Below are 19,880 nucleotides of genomic sequence, written 5' to 3' on the forward strand. Positions count from 1 at the left end.
TGAAGGTGCACGTCATGACCCCTGCCGCCGACGGTTTCCGGATGCCCGCCGAGTGGACCCCGCACGAGCGCACCTGGATGGCGTGGCCGGGCCCCAACCCGACCTTCGACAACCCCGACGACCTCGCCGAGGCGCGCGCGGCCTGGGCGGCGGTGGCGCGCGCGATCCGCCGGTTCGAACCGGTGACGGTCGTGTGCGGGCCGGGCCAGTCGCAGGCGGCCCGGGCACTGCTCGGCCCGGACGTCGACACCGTCGAACGTGAACTCGACGACGCCTGGATGCGTGACATCGGCCCCACCTTCCTCATCGACGGGAAGGGCGAACTGGCCGCCGTGGACTGGACGTTCAACGGCTGGGGCGCCCAGGACTGGGCCCGCTGGGAGCACGACGCCAAGATCGGCGCGTATGTCGCGGATCTCGCGGGGGCGAAGACGTACGCCTCGAAGCTGGTCAACGAGGGAGGTGCGATCCACGTCGACGGCGAGGGAACCGTGCTCCTGACCGAGACCGTGCAGCTCGGCCCCGAGCGCAACCCCGACTGGACGCGCGAGCAGGTGGAGGCGGAGATCCACGCCCACCTAGGCACCCGCAAGGCGATTTGGCTGCCGCGCGGGCTGACCGGCGACTACCCCCCGTACGGCTTCGGCACGCTCGGCCATGTCGACATCGTGGCTGCCTTCGCCCGCCCCGGAGTCGTGGTCGCGCACTCCCAGCCGGACCCGGCGCACCCCGACCACGAGGTGACCAAGGAGGTCATCGGCCGGCTCCAGGCCGCGACCGACGCGCGCGGGCGCCGCCTGGAGGTCGTCGAGGTCCAGGCCCCGACGATCCTGGAGGCCGACGGCCACTGGGCCGACTACTCCTACATCAACCACTACCTCTGCAACGGCGGCGTGGTCCTGTGCGGCTTCGACGACCCGCGCGACGAGCTCGCGGCCGGCATCTTCCGACGGCTCTTCCCCGAGCGGACGGTGACACTGGTGGACGCACGTACGATCTTTGCCGGAGGCGGTGGCATCCACTGCATCACCCAGCAGCAGCCGAGGATCTGAACCAGGAGTCGCACGTGGCAGGGGACAGCACGCCGCGGAGGAAGAACGCGCCTCCGCGCGAGGACGTGCTGGCAGCCGCCATGGACATGATCGCCGAGCGCGGTCTGGAGAAGCTCACCATGGCGGCGCTCGGCCGCGAGGTCGGCATGAGCAGCGGTCATCTCCTCTACTACTTCCACTCCAAGGACGAGCTGCTGCTGCAGACCCTGGAGTGGAGCGAGGGGCGGCTCGGCGCCGAGCGCGGCCGGTTGCTCGCCGCCCGGGGCACCGCCCGTGAGCGGCTCGACGCGTATGTCGACCTGTACGTCCCCGACGGCCACCGCGACCCGCACTGGACGCTCTGGCTGGAGGTCTGGAACCGCTCGCAGAACGCCGACGACGCCGCCCGCGAGCGGCAGGTCGCCATCGAGGGCGCCTGGCACCGCGACCTGGTCGCGCTGCTCGCCGAGGGTGTCTCGCGCGGCGAGTTCCGGCCGGTCGACCCGGACCGCTGCGCCGCCCGGCTGCGGGCCCTGCTCGACGGTTTCTCCATCCATGTGGCGATCGGACTGCGCGGCACCGACAGAGAGCGGATCCTGCGCCACGTAAGGGAGTTTCTGGACGAATCCCTGAGCTGACCGTCACTCGGCCGAACGTGATGAACGCAATGAACAAAACGTGAGGCGCCCTTGTCGCGGCAGTGATCAGCGGGCACGTTACGGCTCATGGCACTCACGGGACGAGAGCACTGGAAGAAGATCTGGGTCGGCTCGGCGGGCAACATGGTGGAGTGGTTCGACTGGTTCGTGTACGCGAGCTTCGCCACCTACTTCGCCGGAGCCTTCTTCCCCGACGACAACCCCACCGCCCAGCTCATGAACACCGCGGGCATCTTCGCGGTCGGCTTCTTCATGCGCCCGGTCGGCGGCTGGCTGCTCGGCCGGATCGCCGACCGCAGAGGCCGCAAGACCGCCCTGACGCTGACCGTCACCCTGATGTCGCTGTCGGCGCTCCTCATCGCCTTCGCGCCGACCTACGCGGTGGCGGGCTACGGCGGCGCGGCCGTCCTGCTCGTCGCCCGCCTGCTGCAAGGACTCTCGGTGGGCGGCGAGTACGCGGCCAGCGCCACCTACCTCACCGAGGCCTCCGCCCCCGAGCGGCGCGGCTTCGCCTCCAGCTTCCAGTACGTGTCGATGACCGCAGGGCAGATCCTCGGCCTCGGCCTGCAGATCATCCTCCAGCGCACCCTGTCCGACGACGCGCTGCACAGCTGGGGCTGGCGCATCCCCTTCGTCGTGGGCGCGCTCGGCGCCGCCGTCGTCTTCTACCTGCGGCGCGCGATGCTGGAGACCGAGGTGTACGAGGAGGCCGCGTCCGGCGAGGAGCGCGGCACGATGCGCGCGCTGTGGCGGCACCGGAGGGAGGCCTTCCTGGTCATCGCGCTCACGATGGGCGGCACGGTCGCCTACTACACGTACACCACCTACCTGACGAAGTACCTCTCCAACTCGGCGGGTCTGTCCAAGGAGACCGCGACCCTCGTCTCCTTCACCGCGCTGATCGTCTTCGCCTGTCTCCAGCCGCTCGCGGGCCGCCTCTCCGACCGTGTCGGCCGCCGGCCGCTGCTCATCACCTTCGCGGTGGGCTCGACGTTCCTGACGGTCCCGATCATGACGATGCTGGGGCACGTGGGCAGCTTCTGGCCCGCTCTCGGGCTGGCCCTGCTCGCCCTGGTGGTGGTCACCGGCTACACCTCCATCAACGCCTGTGTGAAGGCCGAGCTGTTCCCGACCGGCGTCCGCGCGCTGGGTGTCGCCCTCCCGTACGCCATCGCCAACGCCCTCTTCGGCGGTACGGCCGAATACGTCGCCCTGTGGTTCAAGGACGCGGGCATCGAGTCCGGTTTCTCCTGGTACGTGGCGGGGTGCGCCGCGGTGTCGCTGGTCGTCTACGTCACCATGCGGGAGACCCGCGACCTGGATCTCAACCGGGTCGGCTCCGGCCGGGAACCCTCCTCGGAGCCCAAGGCGCGGCTCGCATCCTGAGACAACCCGTGAGCACGGGGGCGGTATGTGCCAGACTGCCCCCGTGCTCTCGTTCGCCATGATTATTGGCAGCAGGCGCGCCGGTCCGCAGTGACCGCCACGTACCACCACGTACGGGCGGACATCGTCGTCCTCGACCCGCGCGCAGACCTCTCGCACCCGCGAGAGGTTTTTCGTTTTCCTGGCCCACCTCAAGCCGGGAAGGGAGCGCGAGGGATCATTGGAGGACGGTGGAGCCGGTCATTCCGGTACAGACCGAGATCCGACATCAGGAGCCGAACACCATGACCGAAACCAGCGAGCTCGACGATTCGTTCCACGTCTTCGACACGACCCTGCGCGACGGCGCGCAGCGTGAGGGCATCAACCTCACCGTGGCGGACAAGCTGGCCATCGCACGGCACCTGGACGACTTCGGCGTGGGCTTCATCGAGGGCGGCTGGCCCGGCGCCAACCCGCGCGACACCGAGTTCTTCGCCCGCGCCCAGCAGGAGATCGACTTCAAGCACGCCCAGCTGGTCGCGTTCGGCGCCACCCGCCGCGCCGGCGGCAAGGCGAGCGAGGACCCGCAGGTCAAGGCCCTTCTCGACTCCGGCGCCCAGGTGATCACCCTGGTCGCCAAGTCCCACGACCGCCACGTCGAACTCGCACTGCGCACCACCCTCGACGAAAACCTGGAGATGGTCCGCGACACGGTCTCCCACCTGTGCTCACAAGGCCGTCGGGTCTTCGTCGACTGCGAGCACTTCTTCGACGGCTACCGCGCGAACCCCGAGTACGCGAAGGCGGTCGTCCGCGCGGCCTGGGAGGCGGGCGCCGACGTCGTCGTCCTCTGCGACACCAACGGCGGCATGCTCCCCGCCCAGGTCCAGGCGGTCGTCGCCACGGTCCTCGCCGACACCGGCGCCCGGCTCGGGATGCACGCGCAGGACGACACGGGCTGCGCGGTCGCCAACACCCTGGCCGCCGTCGACGCGGGCGCGACCCACGTCCAGTGCACCGCGAACGGCTACGGCGAACGGGTCGGCAACTCGAACCTGTTCCCGGTCGTGGCCGCCCTGGAACTGAAGTACGGCAAGAAGGTCCTCCCCGACGGCGCCCTGCGCGAGATGACCCGCATCTCGCACGCGATCGCCGAGGTCGTCAACCTCACCCCCTCCACGCACCAGCCGTACGTCGGCGTCTCGGCCTTCGCCCACAAGGCGGGCCTGCACGCTTCCGCGATCAAGGTCGACCCGGACCTCTACCAGCACATCGACCCCGAGCAGGTCGGCAACACCATGCGGATGCTGGTCTCCGACATGGCGGGCCGCGCGTCGATCGAGCTCAAGGGCAAGGAACTCGGCATCGACCTCGGCGGCGACCGTGAGCTGGTGGGCCGGGTCGTGGAACGCGTCAAGGAACGCGAGCTCAAGGGCTACACGTACGAGGCGGCGGACGCCTCCTTCGAACTCCTGCTCCGCGAGGAGGCGGAGGGACGGGCCCGCACGTACTTCCAGGTCGAGTCCTGGCGCGCGATCGTCGAGGACCGCCCCGACGGCACCCACGCCAACGAAGCCACCGTCAAACTCTTCGCCAAGGGCGAGCGCATCGTCGCCACGGCGGAGGGCAACGGGCCGGTGAACGCCCTCGACCGTGCCCTGCGGGTCGCCCTCGAAACGATCTACCCCCAGCTCGCCAAGCTGGAGCTCGTCGACTACAAGGTCCGCATCCTCGAAGGCAAGCACGGTACCCAGTCCACCACCCGCGTCCTCATCTCCACGTCCGACGGCGCGGGGGAGTGGTCCACGGTGGGCGTCGCGGAGAACGTGATCGCGGCGTCCTGGCAGGCGCTGGAGGACGCGTACACGTACGGCCTGCTGCGCGCAGGCGTAGAACCAGCGGAGTAGCCGCCGCCCCCACCCGGGGCCCGTCCCCGGGGCCCGACCCTGGGGTCCAGGTCCGGACCCCGGGTTTGACCTGTGGTCCGACCCGTGTCCGGACCTGGGGTCCGATTCGTGTCCGGACCTGGGGTCCGATTCGTGTCCGGACCTGGGTTTCGATCCGGGGTTCGACCGGGGTCGGAACCCGGGGCTCCGTCTCCAGGCCCCCAGGGCGGGGGCTGCGCCCCGCGTCCCCGGCCCGGCCGATTCGTTTGTCCGGCGGTCGGTGGGGGCTGGTCGCGCAGTTCCCCGCGCCCCTAGGGCGGGGGCTGCGCCCCGCGTCCCCGGCCTGCCCGTTTCGTTTGTCCGGCGGTCGGTGGGGGCTGGTCGCGCAGTTCCCCGCGCCCCTAGGGCGGGGGCTGCGCCCCGCGTCCCCGGCCTGCCCGTTTCGTTTGTCCGGCGGTCGGTGGGGGCCGGTCGCGCAGTTCCCCGCGCCCCTCGGGTGCGCTGGCGCCATCTTTCAGGCCGTCCGGCGCACCCACCCACCCCGGTCCACACCTCCAGCCTGTCCGGCGTGTGAGGACGAGGCCGGGGCCGATGCCCCACCCCCCCAGTCCGCCCGCCCACCCGGGCCTGTATCACTCAGCCTGTCCGGCGTTTGAGGCTGAGGCCGGGGTCGACGCCCCACGCAGCCCCCGGTCCGCCCGCCCACCCGGGCCTGTATCACTCAGCCTGTCCGGCGTTTGAGGCTGAGGCCGGGGCCGATGCCCCACCCACCCCCCGGTCCACCCGCCCACCCCACCCCGGCCCGTATCACTCAGCCCGTCCGGCGTTTGAGGACGAGGCCGTTCAGGCCGATGCGGGGGTCCAGGGGGCGCGGCGCCCCTGGCGGGGTTGAAGGGGCGGAGCCCCTGGGGATGGGACGGGTAGGGGCGGCGGGGGCGAGGGAAGAGGGCGAACCCTGTCAGCGCAGCGCCCACTTCTGATTGGCCGCCCCCGTACAGGACCAGATCTGCGCCCGAGCCCCATTCACCGACGAGTTGCCCGTCACATCCAGACACTTGCCCGCCGCCGCATTGACCACGTCACCCGTCGAATCGTTGTACGACCACCGCTGCGCCCCAGTCCCATTGCAGTCGTAGAGCTGAACCTTCGCCCCATCAGCCGTGGACGCCGACGTGACGTCGAGGCACTTGCCCAGCGCCTGGACCGACCCGTCCCCCGCCACCGTCCACCGCTGCGCGTCCGAGCCATTGCAGTCGTACAGCTGAACCGCCGTACCGTTCGCCGACGACCCCCCGGCCACATCAAGACACTTGCCCGCGAGCCCCACGAACGCGCCCGTCTGCCCACCCCCACCGACCTGCTCCCCGGCCCAGGTGAACGTCGCGGACGTCTTCCCCGGCAGCGAGTACGTCGCGTGCTGCGAGCCCCAGTTGATGGTCACGGTCTTCGCGGACGAGGAGTCGTTGTAGGCGATCAGCGCCTTGGAACCGTCAGGATTGCGCCACGCCACGTTCGGCACGGACGTACTCGCCGTAGACGCCACCCGCTGTGCCCCCGGCCGCACGAACTTCGTCAACTGCCCCATCGTGTAGTACTCGATCGTGTAGTCGACCTGCCCACTCGCCCCGTCCCCGTTGTGGACGGTGATCAGCCCGGAACACGTCCCGCACCCCCCGTTGTGCGGCCCCCGGTTCTGATCGACGGCCAGCGACCACTTCGTCACCGACTTCGCCCAGTTCCGCGTGTAGTCGACGATGTTCAGCATGTCCTCGCGCTGCTGGTTGGCGATCCAGGTGCCACCGGAGTGCTCGGTCCCGAAGGCGTCCACCCCCGGGTACTGGTTGTGCACGCTCGTCTGCTTGCCCACGTCCCCGCCGTACCCGTGCCAGGCGATCCCCCCGAAGTTCGGATGCGCGCGCACGGCCGCGTCGTCGACGGTCTGGGCGGCGTACGAGTCGTACACGTCCCAGTTCCAGTCGTGCGCCAGCACCTTCGTGGACAGCCCCGCGGCCTGCAGCTTCGGCAGCAGCTCACTCTTCGTGAAGTACGCGAGCCCCGACGCGTTCCAGCTCATCGACGGATACCCCGAGCAGCACGTCGGCTCGTTCTGCGCGGTGACGTAGGAGACCGGCACCCCCTGGTCCCGGTACGCCTGGAGGTACTTGACGAAGTACGAGGCGTACGCCCCGTAGTCCTCCGCCTTCAGCCAGCCCCCGTTGAGCTGCCCGCTGTCCTTCATCCAGGCGGGCGCCGTCCACGGCGAGGCCATCACGGTGAGCGAGGGGTTCAGCTGGAGCGCCTGCTTGGTCAGCGGCACCACGTCGGCCAGATCGTGCGCGATCGAGAACGACGAGAGGGACGGATCGCTCTGCCCGGCCGGCACGTCGTCGTACGTGTACCCGTACCGGGCGAGATCGGACGCGCCCATCGGATTGCGCAGGAACGAGAGCCCGATGCCCTCCGTCGGAGAGAACAGCTTCCGCATCGTCGCGTCCCGGGTGGCTCCCGACAGCGCCCCGCTGCTGTTCATCAGCCAGGCCGCGGTGTCGGTGAAGGACGCGCCGCCGCCCGTGAAGGTCTGGTAGCGCGTGTTCTCGTCGACGGTGATGTTCTCGCCGCTGCCACCGGTACCGGCCTGGAAGGCGAACGGCGTCTGGGCCTGCAGCCCGCGCACGACATGGCGTCCGCCGTCGTCGTCCGTCGTGGTCAGCCAGGCCGTGACGGGTTCGCCCGCGGCGTGCGCGGGCGCCGCCGTGACGGCGGTCAGTCCGGCGGTGGTGAGCAGTCCGGCGAGAAGAAGCCGGACCGCCCGAGTGGATCTCCTCATGACGCGTCGCCCTTCTGGGTGTGGGGGAGGGGGCGTGCGAGCCGTGAGTAAATGACGGCTTCGGGTCCACGTCAAGGGGTCTCGCGTTCAGGGCGTGAAAGAACAACTGCCCTGATCCGGCCGCACATTGCCCGTGTACCGGTTCTGACGTGAAGTCTTGACGGCCTCCCGGGACGCCAGTTAACTCACGCCGTGATCTAAGTCGTAAGAGACCAACCGGAGATGCCCTCAGGCGCCCGGTCAGGGAACACCAGGGACTACGTAGAGTCGAGGGAAGGTCCATGCGAAGAACCGCCCTGCTCGCCTCCGCCGCTTTGCTCACGGGGCTGCTGCCGCTCCTTTCGGCCGGAGCGGCCACGGCCGACGAACCGGCCCCCGTCCCCGTCGACCACTTCGAGGGCGAGGTCCCCTTCGCCAATCCTCCCGCCGGGGGCCTGTTCACCTGGGGCGGTGACGCGGACGACCCGCCCGCGCTCGCCCTGACCACCCGTACCGACGCCCCCGAGGGCACCAAGGTCCTCACCGGCACCTACGACATCAGCGGCTACGGCGGCTTCACCCACGACTTCGCCTTCGACCAGCCGGCCCACGACTGGTCGGCTCACAAGGGCATCCGCTTCTGGTGGGACGGCCAGAACAACGCCAAGAAGGTCGCCTTCGAGATCAAGGACGGCGGTGCCAACGGCGAGGCCTCCGAGCTGTGGACGACGTCCTTCACCGACGACTTCAGCGGCTGGAAGCAGATCGAGATCCCCTTCACCGACTTCGCCTATCGCACGGACTACCAGCCCGTCGGCGGCATCGACCAGGTCCTCGGCCTCACCCAGATGTGGGGGTACGCCCTCACGCTCCCGGTCGGCGTCAAGGGCTCGTTCGCCATGGACGACGTCGAGTTGTACGGCAAGGCCGACCAGTCCCTGCGGGCCTCCGTCACCGCCGACTCCGCCGTCCACCCGGTGAAGGAGGGAGCGACGGCGACGGTGAAGCTCTCCGTCGCCACCACCGGAGCCGCCCCGATCGACGAGCCCGTGACCGTCGCCTACGAGAGCGCGGGGGGCACCGCCGAGCCCGGCAAGGACTACACACCGGTCAAGGGCGAGATCACCTTCCCGGCGGGCACCACCTCCGGCACCACCCGCACCATCCAGGTCCCGACGCTGCGCGACAAGTCCGCCGAACCCGCCGAGACGATCCCCCTGAAGCTCACGGTCACCGGCGCGAAGGCCCCCGCCGAGACCCCGCAGATCGTCATCGACGCCCACGGCCTGCCGTACCTGGACCCGAAACTGCCCGTGAAGAAACGGGTCGCCGACCTCGTGTCCCGCATGTCCCTGGAGGAGAAGGCCGGGCAGATGACCCAGGCCGAACGCGGCGCGCTCACCGCGCAGGGCGACATCGCGACGTACGACCTCGGTTCGCTCCTGTCCGGCGGCGGCTCGACCCCGACGCCCAACACCCCCGAGGCCTGGGCGAAGATGATCGACGCCTTCCAGCTCCGGGCGCAGGCGACACGGTTCCAGATCCCGCTGATCTACGGCGTGGACGCGGTGCACGGCCACAACAACCTCACCGGCGCGACGATCATGCCGCACAACATCGGCATCGGCGCGGCCCGTGATCCCCAGCTGGCCGAGCGGACAGGCGCCGTGACGGCGGCCGAGGTGCGTGCCACCGGCATCCCCTGGGACTTCGCCCCCTGCCTCTGCGTCACCCGCGACGAACGCTGGGGCCGCTCCTACGAGTCCTTCGGCGAGGACCCCGCGCTCGTCCAGTCCATGGAGACGATGATCCAGGGCCTCCAGGGCGCCGCGAACGGCAAGGACCTGAAGCACAACGACAAGGTGCTGGCCACGGCCAAGCACTTCGTCGGCGACGGCGGCACGGAGTACGGCTCGTCCACGACGGGCTCGTACACCATCGACCAGGGCGTCACGAAGGTCACCCGGCAACAGTTGGAGGCCGTCCACCTGGCGCCGTACCAGACGGCGGTCGACCGTGGCATCGGCTCGGTCATGCCGTCCTACTCCTCCCTCGACATCCTCGGCGACGGCCAGGGCCCGGTGAAGATGCACGCCCGCGCGGACATGATCAACGGCGTGCTCAAGGACCGCATGGGCTTCGACGGATTCGTCATCAGCGACTGGCAGGCCATCGACCAGATCCCCGGCGACTACGCGTCCGACGTCCGTACGTCGATCAACGCGGGCCTGGACATGATCATGGTCCCGTACGCCTACAAGGACTTCCGTACGACGCTGGTCGACGAGGTACGGGCGGGCCGCGTCAGCGAGGCGCGGGTGAACGACGCCGTGTCCCGCATCCTCACCCAGAAGTTCAAACTCGGCCTCTTCGAGAAGCCGTACGCGGACACGAGCGGCGCGGCACAGATCGGCTCCGCCGGCCATCGGGCGGTCGCCCGTGAGGCGGCGGCCAAGTCCCAGGTCCTCCTGAAGAACGCGACCGGCGTACTGCCCCTGAAGAAGTCCCAGAAGGTGTACGTGGCCGGTTCGAACGCCGACGACCTCGGCAACCAGACCGGCGGCTGGACGATCACCTGGCAGGGGGCGTCCGGGAAGCACACGGACGGTACGACGATCCTGCAGGGCATGCGGAACGCCGGCGGTGACGTCACCTACTCGAAGGACGCCTCGGCACCGACGTCCGGCTACGACGTGGGTGTGGTCGTCGTGGGCGAGACCCCCTACGCGGAGGGCGTCGGCGATGTGGGCAACGGCAACGACCTCGCTCTGACCCCCGCCGACCAGGCCGCCGTGGACAAGGTGTGCGCCGCCATGAAGTGCGCGGTCCTGATCGTGTCGGGCCGCCCGCAGCTCATCGGGGACCGCCTGGGTGAGATCGACGCCCTGGTGGCCTCGTGGCTGCCCGGCACGGAGGGTGACGGCGTGGCCGACGTCCTGTACGGCAAGCGCGCCTTCACCGGCCAGCTCCCCGTCACCTGGCCCAAGTCGGAGACCCAGCTCCCGATCAACGTCGGCGACGCGTCCTACGATCCCCAGTTCCCCTACGGCTGGGGCCTGACCACGCTGACGAAGGTCCCCGGGGGCGGCGAGGCCACACTCAAGGTCCTCACTCTCGCCGCTCGGGCGGCAGACCGGACCGGCTCGGCGCAACTGGGCCGCGCCGCGGTCACCAAGGCCCGCCTCCTGGTCCAGCAGAGCACAGGCTCAACCATCACCCCGGCCCTCGCGAAACCCTTCGCGGAAGCCGACCACCTACTCCTGACCGCCCACTACACCCAAGCACTGACCAAACTCCTGGAGGCCTACCGAGCCAGGTGACGGACAGAGGCTGATGTACGACGGGGCGTGGGGACTGATCACACAGTTCCCCGCGCCCCTTCAGGGGCGCTGCGCGCATCTTCGGCCCGTCCGGCGTTCGAGGACGAGCCCTAACCCCAATGCCCGGTTTTGCGCACGTTCAGGTAGCTTCGGAGATATGAAGGCCGCACTGATCCGAGGACTCCCCGGACTGCTGATCGCGCTGACACTCGCCGCCCTCACGGCACTCATTCTCACCGCACCCCCCGCCCACGCGACCACAGACGTGGGAACAGTGGCGGCAGCCCTCCGCAAGAGCCCCGTCTACGTGGACCCAGCAGCCTCCGCGCAACTCTCCAAGGCGGACGCCGACACCCTGGCCAAGAAGATCAAGAACGCGAACAAGCCAGTCTTCGTGGCCGTCCTCCCCGCGGACTTCCCCACCCAGAACCTCTTCCAGAACCTTCGCACCGACACCGGCGTCACAGGCCTGTACGCCATCAGACTGGGCACCCGCTTCGACGCCCGCGCCGACGCCGCCGTCATGCCCCGCACCGCCGTCCAGAACCTCGTCACCAGCGTCCAGGGCGAACCCGCGAAGACCCAGCTGAACAACTTCACGGACCGTGCCCTGGCCAACATCAACGGCTCGGCCCCCAAGAGCTGGGGCTCGACCGGCGGAAACGGCGTCTCCACCAGCGCCCTCATCGCGGTGGCCGCGGTGGCCGCGGCCGGCGGCGCGGGCGCCTACACCCTCGTACGCCGCAACCGCCGCCGCAAGGAGCAGGAACAACAGGAAGCACTGGACAAACTCCGTGTGGTCGTCGACGAGGACATCACCGCGTTCGGCGAGGAACTCGACCGGCTCGACTTCCACCCCGCCGAGGCCGGCGCCGACGACGCGATGCGCGCCGACTACGAACGCGCGCTCGACGCCTACGAACAGGCGAAGTCGTCCATGGCGGCGGCCCGCCGCCCGGAGGACGTACGCGCCGTCACCCAGTCCCTGGAGGACGGCCGCTTCTCCCTCGCGCTCCTGTCCGCACGTCGGGAGGGCAGGCCCCTGCCCGAACGACGCGCCCCCTGCTTCTTCGACCCGCGACACGGCCCGTCGGTCGCCGACGCGACGTGGACCCCGGCAGGCGGCGCTCCCCGCGAGGTCCCGGTCTGCGCGGCGGACCAGGCCCGTCTAGTGGACGGCCGCGCCCCGGCGGTCCGCGAGGTCGACACCGACTACGGCCGCCGCCCGTACTGGGACGCCGGCCCGGCCTACGGCCCCTGGGCGGGCGGCTACTTCGGCGGCGGCCTGCTGCCCGGCCTCCTCGTCGGCACCCTGCTCGGCAGCATGATGGCCACCCCCTCCTACGCGTCCGACTACGGCTCCGGTTACGGAGACTTCGGCGGTTACAGCGGGGGTGACGTCTCCGGCTCCGACTTCGACTCCGGCGACTTCGGCGGCGGTTTCGGGGACGGCGGTGGCGGCGACTTCGGTGGCGGCGGAGGAGACTTCGGCGGCGGCTTCTGAAGATCGGCCGTCCCGGACGACGTCCCCCGAGGCTCGGTGTCCGCAAGGCGGTCCATCAGCGCCGCCGCCAGTCGCAACACCTCACGCCCGGTCTCGTTCAAGGTGCCGAGCGCAGCCGCCGGCCAGGCATCGTGCTCAGCCAGGTCCCGCTCCAGCGCCCGCAGCCCTTCCGCGGTGAACGTCAGCACGGACTGGCGCCGGTCCGCGCCGTCGGCCGTCCGGGCGATCAGCCCGTCCGACTCCAGCTCGGCGAAGACCCGGGTCAACGACTGCGGCCGCTGCCGCTCGGCCGCCGCGACCTCGCCGGGCGTCGCCGCCCCGTGCCGACGCAAGTGCCCCCAGCACCCCCAGCTGATTCGGACCGCTGACCACGACGGCCGTGCTGCTCTCCTACTCCCTCGCCCCCTGGCCGGAGGACGCCGCCGCACTGCACACGGCCGTCCTCGTCCTGGCGGTCGCGCCGGCCTGTTGCGTTCTGCCGATCCCACGCCGCCGCACACCGGTCCCCAGCCCCGCCTGACTAACCCCGCGCCCCCTGTCCACGCAGTCCCTCCCCGCTCGGTCTCATCCCGCGCTCGCCCTCCCCCCGCGGATCCTGCCGCCCGAACACCTCCGGAGCCGCCGCACGCGGCACGACCAGTCCCGTCTCGTACGCCGTCACGACCGCCTGCGTACGGTCGCGCAGCCCCAGCTTGGACAGCACCCGGCTGACATGCGTCTTCACCGTCTCCTCGCCCACCTGAAGCCGCGCGGCGATCTCCGGGTTGGACAGCCCTTCCGCCAGCAGCCGCAACACCTCCGTCTCGCGCGGGGTGAGCACGCCGAGCGCCGTCCCCGTCGGCGCCCTGGGCTTGAGCCGGGCGAACTCGGCGATCAGCCGCCGGGTGATGACGGGCGCGAGCAGCGCCTCCCCGGCGGCCACGACCCGTACCGCCTCGAACAGCCGCTCCGCCGTCACGTCCTTCAGCAGGAACCCGCTCGCCCCGGCCGCGAGCGCGTCATACACATGCTCGTCCAGATCGAAGGTGGTGAGGATAAGTACACGTGGCGCGTCCCCGGCCTCCGGACCCATCAGCTCGGCGGTGGCCTGGATCCCGTCCATGACCGGCATCCGTACGTCCATGAGGACCACGTCGGGACGCCGCTCCCGGCAGACCCGCACCGCCTCGGCGCCGTCGCGCGCCGTGCCGACGACGGTGAAGTCCGCCTGGGTGGCGAGAAGTCCGGCGTAACCGGCGCGCACCACCTCGTGGTCGTCGGCCACCACGATCCGCACGGCCGGGACCCGCCCTTCGGCTTCCGAGGCCTCTACGGCGGTCGTCATACGAGAGCCTCCGCCCGCACCGGCAGCCACGCCTCGACCAGGAAGCCTCCGCCATGCGCCGGACCGGTGCGCAGGGTACCGCCGACCGTGGCGGCCCGCTCGCGCATGCCGAGCAGGCCGTGCCCGGCGGTGGGGGACGCGGGCCCCGGCCCGTTGTCACGCACACGGATCGCCAAGTCGTCCTCCGCGTAACGAAGTTCGACGTCGACGGCGGCACCCGGAGCATGCCGGCGGGCGTTGGTGAGGGCCTCCTGCACGATCCGGTACGCGGTGACCTCGATGCCCGGGTCGAGCGGGGCGACCGGCCCGCTGACGATCAGCCGCGTACGGGAGCCGGAGGCGTCCCGGGACTCGTCGACGAGCTCCAGGAGCTGGCGCAGCCCCGGCTGCGGACGCCGGTTGACCGCTGTGTCGGCGTCCTCCCGCAGCACCCCCAGCAGGCGCCGCATCTCCGTCAGCGCGGTCCGCGCGGTGTCCCCGATGGCGAGCAGTCGGGTGGCGCCGTCGGCCGGGAGCCCTGCTGTGGTCAGCCGGGCCGTCTCGGCCTGCACGGCGATCATCGAGATGTGGTGCGCGACCACGTCGTGCAACTCCCTCGCGATGCGCGCCCGTTCACCCCGTGCGGCGTGGGCGAGGAGCGTGTCCGCGAAGGCCCGCTCCGTCGCGCTGTGGGCCAGCGCGGCGCTGCGGACGTGGTGCGTGATGCCCGTCGCGGCCGCCGCCGAGGCGAGCGTGGCCACCAGCACGGCCATCACCCGGGTGGTGAGGTCGTCCTGACTGACGAGAGCCAGCACGACATACGGCACGACGAGTATTCCGCTGAGCCGGGGCGCCCCCGCCCGTCCCAGCCAGTACACCGAGGCCAGCTGGGCCGCCACCCCCGCCAGCGTGAGGGTGCGGAACGGCGCCAGCGCCAGCACGCCCGCCGAGGTCACGGCCACGGCGGCCCCGGCCCGCGCCGGCAGGGCCCGGTCGGCGCCGAGCACGAAGGTGAGCGGAAGGGTGGTGCAGACCCCGAGCAGCAGGGCGAGCGACAGGTTCTCGTGCGGGCCCCCGAGTCGGATCAGGACCTCGGCGCAGGCGAGGAACGCGAGGGCAACCGGGTAGGTCACGGAGGCCGGGAAGTGCCGCAGCAACTTCCGCACCCCCGCGATTCCTTCGCCGCGTCGCGCCGTGTCCTCGCCCATGCCGCCATTGTGCCGTCGGACGAGCCGCGGCGCGTCACCCTGGGGTTTCTCCCTCACATGGGGGACCCGGCCGACGATCCGTCCCTCGTGACAGGGGCGTCGAAGACGGCTCCGTGGCGGGACGACGTCGGGGCCCGCCCGTCCCTAATCTCGCTGGCATGAGCGATGCAACGATCGAAGTCCAGGACCTGCGCAAGCGGTTCGGGCGGACCGTCGCGGTCGACGGACTCACCTTCACCGTCCGGCCGGGACAGGTGACCGGTTTCGTGGGTCCGAACGGGGCGGGCAAGTCCACCACCATGCGGGCCGTGCTCGGCCTGGACACTCCCGACGAGGGGCGCGCGCTCATCGGCGGCCGTCCCTACCACGCCCTGCGCTCACCGCTGTTGGAGGTCGGTGCGCTCCTCGACGCGGCCGCCCTGCACCCCAGTCGGCGCGGACGCGACCATCTGCGCTGGCTGGCGCACTCGCACGGGCTGTCCCTGCGCCGGGTCGACGAGGTGCTCGAACAGGTGGGCATGGACCAGGCCGCCCGCCGCCGCGCGGGCGGCTACTCACTGGGTATGCGCCAACGGCTGGGCATAGCGGCCGCGTTGCTCGGAGACCCTCCGGTGCTCCTGCTCGACGAACCGGTCAACGGCCTTGACCCCGAGGGCATCCAGTGGATCCGCGGCCTGCTGCGCCGGCTGGCCGGGGAGGGCCGCGCCGTCCTGGTCTCCAGCCACCTCATGAGCGAGCTGGAGGACACCGCTCACCACCTGCTGGTCGTCGGCCGCGGCCGCCTCATCGCGGACACCTCCGTCGCCACCCTGCTGGCCGCCGCGTCCGGCGACCGCGTGGCCCTGCGCACGGGCGCCCGCACGGAGGCGATGGAGCTGCTCACCCGGGAGGGCGGCACGGTCGCGGTCACCGGCGCCGACACCCTCACGGTCACCGGTCTGCCCGCGGAGCGGATCGTGGCGCTGCTCGCCGCGGCCGGCGTCCCCTTCGCCGAGGTCGGCGCGCACCGGGCGTCGCTGGAGGAGGCGTACATGGAGCTCACCAGGGACGCGGCGGAGTTCACGTCGACTCCGGACCTGACGGACGGCGAGGTGACCCGATGACCTCGACCTTCACTCCCTACCGTTCCCCGCTCAAGCCCGCCCGTGAGGGATTCGGGCGCCTGTTGCGCGCGGAATGGAGCAAGTTCTGGACGGTGCGCGTGTGGGTGCTGGCGCTCGTCGTGGCGGCGGCGGTCACGGTCGCCATCTCCCAGCTCGCCGCGAGCGGCTCCGTCGACGATTCCAACGAGCACCCGGTCACCGTCGGGCCCGACGGCACCCGCGTCAACGACAGCTTCCACTACGTCCACCGGTCCCTCCCGGCGGATGGCGCCGTGACGGTCCGCGTGTCCGACCTGAAGGGCGGCGGCGGCCGGGACCCGGAGCCGTGGGCGAAGGCCGGCCTGCTGGTCAAGGCGAGCACGAAGGCCGGCAGCCCGTACGCGGCCCTGATGCTCACCCCCGACCACGGCGTCCGTCTCCAGTGGAACTTCACGCACGACAAGGCGGGCAGCGCCGCCTCCGGCACGGCCCCGCACTGGCTGCGCATGACCCGCTCGGGCACCCGCCTGACCGGATACGAGTCCTCCGACGGCGCACACTGGACGAAGGTCGGCTCGGTCACCCTGCCGGAGCTGCCGAACACGGCACAGGCGGGCCTGTTCGTCGCCTCACCGCTGCACAGCAACCTGCGCCGCTCGTTCGGCGGCACGTCGGAGACGGCCGGCGGCGCGACCGCCCGGGCGACCTTCGACCACCTGGCCCTGAGCGGAGCCACCGCGACCGGCTCGGGGGCCTGGACGAGCACGGACGTGGGCGCCCCCGATCCGAACGCCCCGGACACCCCGCAATCCGGCCCCGCCCGCGCCGAGCCGGGCACCACCACCGTCTCCGCGTCCGGTGTCTACACCCTCACCGGCCAGGGAGACATCGCCCCCGACGAGACCGGCAGCGACATCGTCCAGATGAGCTTCCAGGGCGTCTTCGTGGCCGTCCTCTTCATGGTCGCCCTGGGGGCCCTGTTCATCACGACCGAGTACAAGCGCGGCATGATCCGTACGACGTTCACGGCGACCCCGCGCCGCGTGCGGGTCCTCACCGCGAAGGCCCTGGTGATCGGGGGCGTCACCTTTGCCATCAGCCTTCCGGCCACGGCGATCGCCTTCGTCCTGGCCCACAGCACGATGCGTTCCCACGGCTTCGCACCACCCGCCTACCCCGACCTGTCACTCCTCGACTCACCCGCCCTGCGCGCGGTGGTGGGCAGCGCGGCGCTGCTGTCGCTGGTGGCGGTCCTCGCCCTCGCCCTGGGAGCGATACTCCGCAACAGCGCGGGCGCGATCACGGCCGTCGTGGTCCTCGTGATCCTGCCGCAGATCCTCGCCTTCGCCCTCCCGCTCCCGGTCGCGCACTGGCTGCTGCGCGCGACCCCGGCGGCGGCCTTCGCGGTCCAGCAGGGCAGAACGTACTACCCCCAGGTGCCGCACAACTGCCTCCCGGAGAGCGGCTGTTACCCCATGGCCCCGTGGAACGGCTTCGCCGTGCTGTGTGCGTACGTGGCCGTGGCGCTCGCCCTCGCGGCCTGGCGCTTGCGCAGGAGGGACGTATGAGGCGCTCGAGGCCGGCACTCCGCGCCCACCCCGCGGGGCGCGCACCCCGCCCCGCACCCCGCCCCGCACCCCACCCCGTCCTCCGCACACGGCCCGCACTTCGCGCACTCCACGCCGAGTGGACCAAACTCCGCACGCTGCCCAGTAGTTGGCTGCTGCTGGCCGCGACGGTGGCCCTGACCTTCGCGGTGGGCACGGCCGCGGTGTCCTCGGTCAGCACCCGGGAGTGCGCGAGCGCCGCGGCCTGCCACGAGGACACGGTGAAGCTCGCCCTGACGGGTGTGTGGCTCGGCCAGGCGACCGTCCTCGTCCTGGGCGCCCTGTCGATGGGGGCGGAGTACGGCACGGGCACCGTGCGGACGACGCTGACGGCTATCCCGCGCCGGGCGACGGTCCTGGCGTCGAAGGCGGCGGTGCTGGCCGCGGCGACGGGCATCGCGGCCGGCACGGCGATCCTCGCCTCCCTCGCCACGGCCCGCTGGATCCTCCCGGGCAACGGCTTCACCCCCGAGGCGGGCTATCCCCTCCTCTCCCTCACCGACACCCCCACCCTCCGCGCCGCCCTCGGTTCCACCCTCTGCCTGATCCTCATAGCCCTCCTGGGCCTGGGGCTGGCGGCTCTGCTCCGCGACAGCGCGGCCGTGATCACCACGGGCCTGGGAGTCCTCTACGTGGTCCCGCTCATGTCGGACCTCCTGGGCTCACCCACCTGGAAGGACCGCCTCGAACGCTGGGCGCCCATACCGGCGGGCCTCGCCATCCGCGCGACGAAGGACCTCGCCCGTCTGCCGATCGGCCCCTGGCCGGGGCTGGGGGTGCTGGCGGCATACGCGCTGGGGGTGCTGCTGGTGGGCGGCGCGATATTCACACGCCGGGACGCGTAGCCGAGAAATCCCTGGCCCACACAGCGCCTTCACGCCTAGCCTCGGTCCTCATGAGCACCCTGCAGACGATCCATGACGTGCCCGTGATGATGTGTGCCGCCGACGGCGAGGTCATCGAAGGCGAGGGCGACGTCCTGGATCTCATCGGCAACGCCTCCTACCAGGGTGCCCAGTGCGTGGTCATTCCCGCCGAGCGGTTCGACGAGACGTTCTTTCAGCTGCGTACCCGCGTGGCCGGTGGCATCGTCCAGAAGTTCGCCAACTACCGGATGGCACTCGTCGTCCTCGGCGACATCTCCCGTCACACGGAGGCCAGTTCGGCGCTGCGGGACTTCGTCCGTGAGTGCAACCGGGGGCGGCAGACCTGGTTCCTCACCGATGTCGAGGAACTGCGGGAACGCCTGAAGGGCTAGCGGCTGAAGCGCTGGGTCTGTGGCGCCGGAGTGTTGTCGGCATCCGAGCTCATGACCGTTGCGGCTTTCGGGCGAGGAACGTGGCGACCGTCCTCTTGGCTCCCCCGTCGGGCTCCTGCACCAGCCGCGCGGTGACGACGAGCCCCGCCTGCTCCAACAGCTCGGCAACCCGGTCCGGCGGCAACAAGTAGGACTCGTAGGACACCGGATGGCCGCCGTACGCCTGCGTCGGACGCAGACGTTCTCCGGCTCCCACATAACCGGCGATCATCAGACGGCCGCCGGGCGCGAGCGTGCGACGGAACTCGGCGAACACGACGGGCAACGACTCCGGTGGCGTGTGGTGGACGGAGTAGTAGGCGAGGATGCCGCCGAGCTCGTCGTCCTCGACGGGAAGCTCGGTCATCGACCCGACGGTGAAACGCAGACCCGGGTGGGCCCGACGGGCCAGCTCGACCATCGCGGGGGAGAGGTCGATGCCGAAGGCGGACACCCCCAGGTCGGCGAGATGAGCCGTCACCAGGCCGGGCCCGCATCCCAGGTCCGCGAGTGCGCCGACGTCGGCCGTCCGCACCATCTCGGCGAACGCGACGAGCATCGCGCGCGACAGCGGATCCAGCTGCGCCGGTGTCTTGACCTGTTCGGCGTAGTCGGCGGCGACCCTGTCGTACGACTCCCGAACGGCGGCGAGGTAGGCGAGATCAGTCACGCGGGCGACTGTAGGGGAGGGCCCATGACCTCCGTAACCACCAGGGCGTATGCGGGAGGTGACGTCATCCCCCAGGCACGGCCCCGTGGTACCTCGGTACTACGGGCCGCACCTCATTGAGCTCCCGGGTACCACGGAT

General features: G+C 71.0%; 15 protein-coding genes and 1 pseudogene. 11 read left to right on the forward strand and 5 right to left on the reverse strand.

The genetic code is table 11. The annotated features are described in order from the left end of the window. The first annotated feature begins 14 nt into the window (after positions 1-14). The 4 genes from FNV62_RS35290 (at position 15) to cimA (ending at position 4,965) form a co-directional block, all read left to right on the forward strand. Positions 15-1,052: an agmatine/peptidylarginine deiminase gene (locus FNV62_RS35290; RefSeq protein ID WP_179858288.1), complete on the forward strand. Its 1,038-nt coding sequence runs from the start codon at positions 15-17 to the stop codon at positions 1,050-1,052. An 80-nt stretch (positions 1,053-1,132) separates the two neighbouring features. Further along, a complete protein-coding gene (locus tag FNV62_RS35295; protein WP_079065152.1) occupies positions 1,133-1,669 on the forward strand; it encodes a TetR/AcrR family transcriptional regulator in 537 nt (178 codons plus the stop codon). An 87-nt stretch (positions 1,670-1,756) separates the two neighbouring features. After that, positions 1,757-3,076, forward strand: coding sequence for an MFS transporter (locus tag FNV62_RS35300; protein ID WP_143603020.1), 1,320 nt, complete (start codon positions 1,757-1,759; stop codon positions 3,074-3,076). 284 nt (positions 3,077-3,360) lie between these two features. Then, on the forward strand, positions 3,361-4,965 hold the full coding sequence (gene cimA / locus FNV62_RS35305; RefSeq protein ID WP_054234674.1) for a citramalate synthase: 1,605 nt from the start codon (positions 3,361-3,363) through the stop codon (positions 4,963-4,965). A 937-nt stretch (positions 4,966-5,902) separates the two neighbouring features. Here the strand turns inward: cimA and FNV62_RS35310 are convergent. After that, complete coding sequence (locus tag FNV62_RS35310; RefSeq protein WP_143628219.1) at positions 5,903-7,771, reverse strand: ricin-type beta-trefoil lectin domain protein; 1,869 nt, start codon at positions 7,769-7,771, stop codon at positions 5,903-5,905. A 281-nt stretch (positions 7,772-8,052) separates the two neighbouring features. Here FNV62_RS35310 and FNV62_RS35315 point away from each other — a divergent pair, with 281 nt between their 5' ends. Together FNV62_RS35315 and FNV62_RS35320 are read left to right on the forward strand one after the other, a co-directional pair. Further along, positions 8,053-11,070, forward strand: a complete 3,018-nt coding sequence (locus FNV62_RS35315) for a glycoside hydrolase family 3 protein (protein ID WP_143628221.1) — start codon at positions 8,053-8,055, stop codon at positions 11,068-11,070. Between the two features lie 157 nt (positions 11,071-11,227). Continuing rightward, the gene (locus FNV62_RS35320) at positions 11,228-12,574 is read left to right on the forward strand and encodes a hypothetical protein (RefSeq protein WP_143628223.1); all 1,347 of its coding nucleotides are present in this window, start codon (positions 11,228-11,230) and stop codon (positions 12,572-12,574) included. Between the two features lie 251 nt (positions 12,575-12,825). Here FNV62_RS35320 and FNV62_RS55980 read toward each other — a convergent pair. After that, positions 12,826-13,002 (reverse strand): annotated as a pseudogene (locus tag FNV62_RS55980) (MarR family transcriptional regulator); the annotation flags it as partial. Here FNV62_RS55980 and FNV62_RS35330 point away from each other — a divergent pair. Further along, entirely contained in the window at positions 12,954-13,094 is a 141-nt protein-coding gene (locus FNV62_RS35330; protein ID WP_164331394.1) for a hypothetical protein, read from the forward strand. The pseudogene FNV62_RS55980 and the gene FNV62_RS35330 sit on opposite strands and share 49 nt — an antisense overlap. Here the strand turns inward: FNV62_RS35330 and FNV62_RS35335 are convergent, their stop codons facing one another. Both FNV62_RS35335 and FNV62_RS35340 read right to left on the reverse strand, forming a co-directional pair. Next, entirely contained in the window at positions 13,095-13,898 is an 804-nt protein-coding gene (locus FNV62_RS35335; protein WP_143628227.1) for a response regulator, read from the reverse strand. After that, the gene (locus FNV62_RS35340; protein ID WP_143628229.1) at positions 13,895-15,085 is read right to left on the reverse strand and encodes a sensor histidine kinase; all 1,191 of its coding nucleotides are present in this window, start codon (positions 15,083-15,085) and stop codon (positions 13,895-13,897) included. The genes FNV62_RS35335 and FNV62_RS35340 overlap by 4 nt, the downstream gene beginning before the upstream one ends. 158 nt (positions 15,086-15,243) lie before the next feature. Here FNV62_RS35340 and FNV62_RS35345 point away from each other — a divergent pair, with 158 nt between their 5' ends. The 4 genes from FNV62_RS35345 to FNV62_RS35360 are packed head-to-tail and all read left to right on the forward strand — an operon-like array spanning position 15,244 to position 19,032. Continuing rightward, positions 15,244-16,188 carry an ABC transporter ATP-binding protein gene (locus FNV62_RS35345; protein ID WP_097286371.1) on the forward strand — a complete coding sequence of 315 codons (945 nt, stop codon included), beginning with the start codon at positions 15,244-15,246 and terminating at the stop codon, positions 16,186-16,188. Next, the gene (locus FNV62_RS35350; protein ID WP_143628231.1) at positions 16,185-17,735 is read left to right on the forward strand and encodes an ABC transporter permease subunit; all 1,551 of its coding nucleotides are present in this window, start codon (positions 16,185-16,187) and stop codon (positions 17,733-17,735) included. The genes FNV62_RS35345 and FNV62_RS35350 overlap by 4 nt, the downstream gene beginning before the upstream one ends. Beyond that, entirely contained in the window at positions 17,732-18,619 is an 888-nt protein-coding gene (locus tag FNV62_RS35355; protein ID WP_225900478.1) for an ABC transporter permease, read from the forward strand. Before FNV62_RS35350 ends, FNV62_RS35355 begins: the two co-directional genes overlap by 4 nt. A gap of 50 nt (positions 18,620-18,669) precedes the next feature. Then, the gene (locus FNV62_RS35360) at positions 18,670-19,032 is read left to right on the forward strand and encodes a DUF4180 domain-containing protein (protein ID WP_097286373.1); all 363 of its coding nucleotides are present in this window, start codon (positions 18,670-18,672) and stop codon (positions 19,030-19,032) included. A gap of 49 nt (positions 19,033-19,081) precedes the next feature. On the opposite strand, the gene FNV62_RS35365 is transcribed toward FNV62_RS35360, so the two are convergent. Continuing rightward, positions 19,082-19,741, reverse strand: a complete 660-nt coding sequence (locus FNV62_RS35365; protein WP_143628233.1) for a class I SAM-dependent methyltransferase — start codon at positions 19,739-19,741, stop codon at positions 19,082-19,084. Positions 19,742-19,880 lie beyond the last annotated feature (139 nt).

The organism is Streptomyces sp. RLB3-17 (assembly GCF_007113425.2).
GTDB classification, from domain to species: Bacteria; Actinomycetota; Actinomycetes; order Streptomycetales; family Streptomycetaceae; genus Streptomyces; species Streptomyces mirabilis_D.